This is a genomic window from Paraburkholderia sp., from assembly GCF_034668105.1.
In the GTDB taxonomy this organism is placed as follows: domain Bacteria; phylum Pseudomonadota; class Gammaproteobacteria; order Burkholderiales; family Burkholderiaceae; genus Paraburkholderia.
This window is the reverse complement of sequence record NZ_JAXDPY010000643.1, coordinates 1-5,744: the sequence shown is the minus strand read 5'-3', so window position 1 is coordinate 5,744 and position 5,744 is coordinate 1. Positions and strand designations below refer to the sequence as shown.

The window sequence follows — 5,744 nt, the reverse complement described above, 5'->3', positions numbered from 1 at the left end:
ACGGGCACCTTGGCGTTGATCAGGTGCGCTGCGATCTGCGCGCCCATCACGCCGGCGCCGAGCACGGCTACCTTGCGAATGATCAGATTGCTCACGTCGTTCCTCCGGGGAGTTATGCGATGTCGCGTATTTGTCGCGATGTGTGGCTGGCGAAGCGCCACGCGTTTCAAAGCGCGTGACGCTTGCCGTGATGTGCTTTAGAACAGCGCTTCGTCGACTTCCATCATCGACTTCGAGCCGGCGCGCGCCTGCCGGATCGTCATCGCCGTTTCCGGCAGCAGCTTCGCGAAGTAGAAGCGTGCGGTAGCGAGCTTCGCCTTGTAGAACGGATCGCCCGATGCTTCGTTATCCAGCGCGACACGTGCCATGCGCGCCCAGAAGTACGAGAACACCAGGTGGCCGACGGTGCGCAGATACGGCACGGCGGCCGCGCCGACTTCGTCCGGGTTCTGCATGGCCTTCATGCCGATTTCCATCGTCAGCTTCTGCACCTTTTCGCCGATGTCGGCGAGCGGGTTGATGAACTCCTGCATCTCCGGCTTCACGCCTTCGGCTTCGACAAAGTCCGCCACCAGTTTGCCGAACTTCTTCATCTTGGCGCCCATGTCGCCGAGAATCTTGCGGCCGAGCAGATCGAGCGCCTGAATCGCGTTGGTGCCTTCGTAGATCATGTTGATACGCGCGTCGCGCACGTATTGCTCCATGCCCCACTCGGCGATGAAGCCGTGGCCGCCGTAAATCTGCATTGCGTGGTTGGTGCTTTCGAACGCGTTGTCCGACAGGAACGCTTTCAGGATCGGCGTAAGCAGCGCGACCAGATCCGCGGCTTCTTTACGCACCGATTCGTCGGCGTGCGACAGTTCCTTGTCGATGTGCAGCGCGGACCAGTACGAGAACGCGCGCGCGCCTTCCGCGTAGGCTTTTTGTGTGAGCAGCATGCGGCGCACGTCCGGGTGCACGATGATCGGATCAGCGGCTTTTTCCGGCGCCTTCGGGCCCGTCAGCGAACGCATCTGCAGACGCTCTTTCGCATACACCAGCGAGTTCTGGTAACCGATTTCGGTCAGGCCCAGGCTCTGCATGCCAACGCCCAGGCGCGCGGCGTTCATCATCACGAACATCGCGTTCAAGCCCTTGTTCGGCTCGCCGACCAGCCAGCCCTTCGCGTTGTCGAGATTGATCACGCAGGTGGCGTTGCCGTGAATGCCCATCTTGTGTTCGATGGAGCCGCACTTCACGCCGTTGCGCTCGCCCGGCTCGCCCGCTTCGTTCGGGACGAACTTCGGCACGATGAACAGAGAGATGCCCTTGGTGCCCTTCGGCGCATCCGGCAGACGCGCGAGCACCAGGTGAACGATGTTCTCCGCCAGATCGTGTTCGCCGCTGGAGATGAAAATCTTCGTGCCGCTGATCGCGTACGAGCCGTCGCTGTTCGGTTCGGCCTTGGTGCGCAGAATGCCGAGGTCGGTGCCGCAATGCGGTTCGGTCAGACACATCGTGCCGGTCCAGACGCCCGCGACCAGCTTCGGCAGATAGCGTTGTTGCAGCTCCGGCGTGCCGTGCGCGTGCAGGCATTCATACGCGCCATGCGACAGGCCCGGGTACATCGTCCACGCCTGGTTCGCCGAATTCAGCATTTCATACAGCGCGTTGTTGACGAACGCGGGCAGGCCCTGGCCGCCGTATTCCGGGTCGCAGCCGAGTGCCGGCCAGCCGGCTTCCACGTACTGCCGATAGGCTTCCTTGAAGCCCTTCGGCGTGGTCACGACGCCGTCGCCAACGTACGTGCAGCCTTCCTGATCGCCGCTGTGATTGAGCGGGAACAGCACTTCGGAGCAGAACTTGCCCGCCTCTTCGAGCACGGCGTTGATCGTGTCCGCGTCGAGATCAGCGTGCTTCGGCATCTGCTGGATTTCGGCTTCGACGTTAAGCAGTTCGTGCAACACGAATTGCATGTCGCGCAGCGGCGCGGCGTACTGTCCCATGACTCTATCTCCCAAGTTTGACAAGGAGCCAGGCTGTTAGCTGAGTCCGTGGATCGGATCGATCAGCGCCGCTGAATCTGCTTGAAGTTCGGCGGCTCTGCTAACGGCTTTCGCTCTGATACGAAATAATCAATTTTTCCAGCGCGGCCCACGTCAGCCGCACGGCATCTGGCAAGTGCAGGAAGCGTGCGTCGTGATGCAGACCGAGCGTGAAGCTGTACAGTTCGAACAGCATCAGTTGCGGATCGGTCTCGGCGCGCAGATGCCCTTCTTCCATTGCCTGCGAAATCGCCCGGGTGAGCGCCGCGCGCCAGATCGTCACGCTCGACACCAGTTGCTCGCGCACCGGGTTGTCCGCACGGTCGTCGTACTCGACGGCACCGCTGATGTAGATGCACCCAGTGGTGACTTCCTGAATGCGTTTCTCGATCCAGCGGGAGATCATCGCGCGCAAGCGCGGCAACCCACGAGGCTCGCGCAAGCTCGGGAAAAACACCTCGTCTTCAAAACGACGGTGGTATTCGCGCACGACCTCGACCTGCAGATCCTCGCGCGACCCGAAATGCGCGAACACACCGCTTTTGCTCATCTGCATGCGTTCGGCCAGCAGCCCAATCGTCAGACCTTCCAGTCCGTCGCGGCTTGCCAGATCGAGTGCTGCTTCGAGAATCGCGGCTCGTGTTTGTTCGCCTTTTCGCATAGCTTTTTACCGTTCTAATGTGACCGAAAGAAAATCGAACGGCCGTACTATTATTGAGTGCCGCCGTCCGCGAAACAAGGACTTTATTAGAAACCGGTTTCTAACCAGGTTCCAATTCTGCTGCATCCGTCAATCAGAGGAAGGAGATTTTTTAGAGGCGTTTGCCTTCTTTCGCTGCCTTTCATTGACGCCACGCCTTTGCGCTTAGGTGAGAGTGGAGCAAGCGCTAGTCATAGCCACCCACCGTCAACAGCTTCATCACGGCCCGGTAGGTCGTGTAGGCCAGCCAGTTGAGAGCGCGCTCGCCCGCCGGGCGGGCATCGTAGCGCGCCTCATCGATCCGGCGCGAATCCTTGAAGGCGACGAGGATCGCTTCACGCAGCGCGTCGATCGAGGGATCGTTCACCAGCACGACGTTGGCTTCATTGTTGAGCATCAGGCTCAACGCATCGAGGTTCGACGAGCCGACGGTCCCCCAGTTCGAATCCACCACCGCGACCTTGCCGTGCAGCAGGGTTTTCTCGTACTCGGCGATCTGCACGCCGGCCTTGAGCAGGGCGCGATACAGAAACGGCACCGCGTAATCGAGCGCCTTGAATTCCTTGCGCCCGATGATCAGCTTCACCTCGACGCCGCGCCGCGCCGCGAACACCAGCGCCCGCCGCAGCTTGCGGCCCGGCATGAAGTACGGGTTGGCCAGCAGCACTTCGCTGCGGGCCTGGCCGATCGCGGTCAGATACGCTTTTTCGATGGCGCGGCGGTTGACCAGATTGTCGCGTGCGACGAAGGCGACGCACGGCAGCCCGCCGGCCCAGAGCGCCTCGTTGCGGTTGCGGCGCCGGCGGCGCAGCGTGCCGAGCGACGCCATGGTCTTCGGCGCGAGATCGGGCTGGAGGGACTCCAACGGCCGATGCCCGAGGCGGATCCGCCGCCATTGCACCTCGAACGCCTGGCGGATATCGGCGACCACCGGCCCATGCAGTTCCACCGCGAAATCCCAGCGCCGGTACGGCAGCTTCTCGCCGTTGTTCTCGTAATCGTCGACGATGTTGATACCGCCGCAGTACGCGAACTGATCGTCCACCACCGCGATCTTGCGGTGCGTCCGCGAGAAGCCTAAGCGGCCGAAGATGTGCGGGTTATAGATGCGGTGATCGATGCCGGCAAGCGGCCACTCGGCGAACATCTGAAGGCGAGCGGTGCCGATGCCGTCGGTGATCACGCGCACCTTCACGCCGCGCGACGCGGCGCGCATCAGCGCGGCGCTGACGGCCTGGCCGGCACTATCGTTACAGAAGATATAGGTTTCGAGAACCACGTCGCTCTGCGCCGCGTCGATGCGTTCGACGAGCGCTGCGAAGAACTCGTCGCCGGAACGCAGCAGCTTGACGTCGTTGCCGCTGGTAAAGCGGTAGCGCTGCCAGTAGCGGCGGCCGAGCAGCGATTGCCGGAGTCGCGCGAAACGGCGCGCGCCGCCGACGCTCACCGGGCACGCTCCTTGGGCTGCCCACTATCAGGGCGCCCAGCGAGCCGTTTCGGCAATTGCAGGATCGCATCCGCATTCGACGAAGAAAAGCAGCGCGACGCCGCCTCTTCATACGGCAGCCACAGGAACGCGGTGTGTTCTCGCGGCGCGAGCGTCACCTCGAGCTGTTCGGGCACTTCCAGGCTGAACCAATGTTCGGTGTTGTGGATCACGCCCTCGGCATAGCGATGCCTGAACTGCGGGTAGATCTCATATTCGATTGCGTACTGCCAATCGAACAGCGCGCTGTGCGGCACCAGCGCACTGCCGACCACGATGCCGGTTTCCTCGGCGACCTCGCGCGCGGCCGTCTCGACGAAGGGTTCGTCGAGCTGGTCTTTGGAGCCCGTCACCGACTGCCAGAAGCCTGCATGGTCGGCACGCTCGATCAGCAGCACGTCGAGCGCGGGCGTATGGATGACGACGAGTACGGATTGCGGGATCTTCGGCGGTTTCGGCATGGCTTGAAAACCGGGCGCAACGCTTGGCGCGCTACATGTCGGCGAGTGGTCCAATCAACGGTCGAGACCGGTTGCTGCGACTGTAACGCAAAAAACGAAAAAGGCGCATTACGCGCCTTTTTCGTTGCTTGAAACTGCCGAGGTTCTGGCAGCTTCGACCTGCCCGGCTGTTACGCCGGCGCCTTAAGTGAGCACCTTAAGCCTTCGGTTCCGGCTGACGCAGACGGATGTGCAACTCGCGCAGCTGGCGCTCGTCCACTTCGCTCGGCGCCTGCGTGAGCAGATCCTGCGCACGCTGCGTCTTCGGGAACGCGATCACGTCGCGGATCGAATCGGCGCCGGCCATCATCGTAATGATGCGGTCCAGACCGAAAGCGATCCCGCCGTGCGGCGGCGCGCCGTATTGCAGCGCGTCGAGCAGGAAGCCGAACTTGGCTTGCGCTTCTTCCGCGTTGATCTTCAGCGCGCGGAACACCTTGCTCTGCACTTCTTCACGGTGAATACGCACCGAACCGCCGCCGATTTCCCAGCCGTTCAGCACCATATCGTATGCCTTTGCCAGGCAACGGGCCGGATCGACTTCGAGATACTCGAGATGCTCGTCTTTCGGGCTCGTGAACGGGTGGTGCGCGGCGACGTAGCGGTTGTCTTCCTCGTCGTACTCGAACATCGGGAAATCGACCACCCACAGCGGTTTCCAGCCGCTTTCGATCAGACCGTTCGCACGGCCGAACTCCGAGTGGCCGATCTTCAGGCGCAAGGCGCCAAGACTGTCGTTGACGACCTTCGCCCGATCCGCGCCAAAGAAAATGATGTCGCCGTTTTGCGCGCCGGTGCGTTCGATAACCGCGGCCAGCGCCGCGTCGTGCAGATTCTTGACGATCGGGCTTTGCAGGCCATCGCGGCCCTTCGTGACGTCGTTGACCTTGATCCACGCAAGACCCTTCGCGCCGTAGATGCGAACCAGATCGGTGTAGCCGTCGATGTCCCCGCGCGACAGCTCGCCGCCCTTAGGCACGCGCAACGCCGCGACGCGGCCGTCCTTCGTGTTGGCAGGCGAACTGAACACCTTG

Annotated in this window: 6 protein-coding genes; all 6 read right to left on the bottom strand. The window is 62.2% G+C overall.

The annotated features are described in order from the left end of the window. A partial coding sequence (locus QOC89_RS31990; protein WP_416340491.1) for a 3-hydroxyacyl-CoA dehydrogenase NAD-binding domain-containing protein occupies window positions 1–95 on the bottom strand: 95 nt, incomplete at its 3' end. A gap of 102 nt (window positions 96–197) precedes the next feature. Beyond that, window positions 198–1,985 (bottom strand): acyl-CoA dehydrogenase C-terminal domain-containing protein, encoded by a 1,788-nt coding sequence (locus QOC89_RS28500; RefSeq protein WP_323048092.1) that lies wholly within the window; start codon window positions 1,983–1,985, stop codon window positions 198–200. 100 nt (window positions 1,986–2,085) lie between these two features. Continuing rightward, window positions 2,086–2,685, bottom strand: coding sequence for a TetR/AcrR family transcriptional regulator (locus QOC89_RS28495; RefSeq protein ID WP_323048091.1), 600 nt, complete (start codon window positions 2,683–2,685; stop codon window positions 2,086–2,088). Window positions 2,686–2,911: 226 nt separating this feature from the next. Then, complete coding sequence (gene clsB, locus QOC89_RS28490; protein ID WP_323048090.1) at window positions 2,912–4,171, bottom strand: cardiolipin synthase ClsB; 1,260 nt, start codon at window positions 4,169–4,171, stop codon at window positions 2,912–2,914. Continuing rightward, window positions 4,168–4,671 (bottom strand): dihydroneopterin triphosphate diphosphatase, encoded by a 504-nt coding sequence (nudB, locus tag QOC89_RS28485; RefSeq protein WP_323048089.1) that lies wholly within the window; start codon window positions 4,669–4,671, stop codon window positions 4,168–4,170. The genes clsB and nudB overlap by 4 nt, the downstream gene beginning before the upstream one ends. Window positions 4,672–4,867: 196 nt before the next feature. Further along, window positions 4,868–5,744: amino acid--tRNA ligase-related protein (locus tag QOC89_RS28480; RefSeq protein ID WP_323048088.1), on the bottom strand; the 877-nt coding region annotated here is incomplete at its 5' end.

Excerpts from the sequence above, each read along its gene's own strand:
- QOC89_RS28500 (WP_323048092.1), bottom strand. The coding sequence starts at position 1,985 with ATGGGACAGTACGCCGCGCCGCTGCGCGACATGCAATTCGTGTTGCAC.
- QOC89_RS28495 (WP_323048091.1), bottom strand. The coding sequence starts at position 2,685 with ATGCGAAAAGGCGAACAAACACGAGCCGCGATTCTCGAAGCAGCACTC.
- nudB (WP_323048089.1), bottom strand. The coding sequence starts at position 4,671 with ATGCCGAAACCGCCGAAGATCCCGCAATCCGTACTCGTCGTCATCCAT.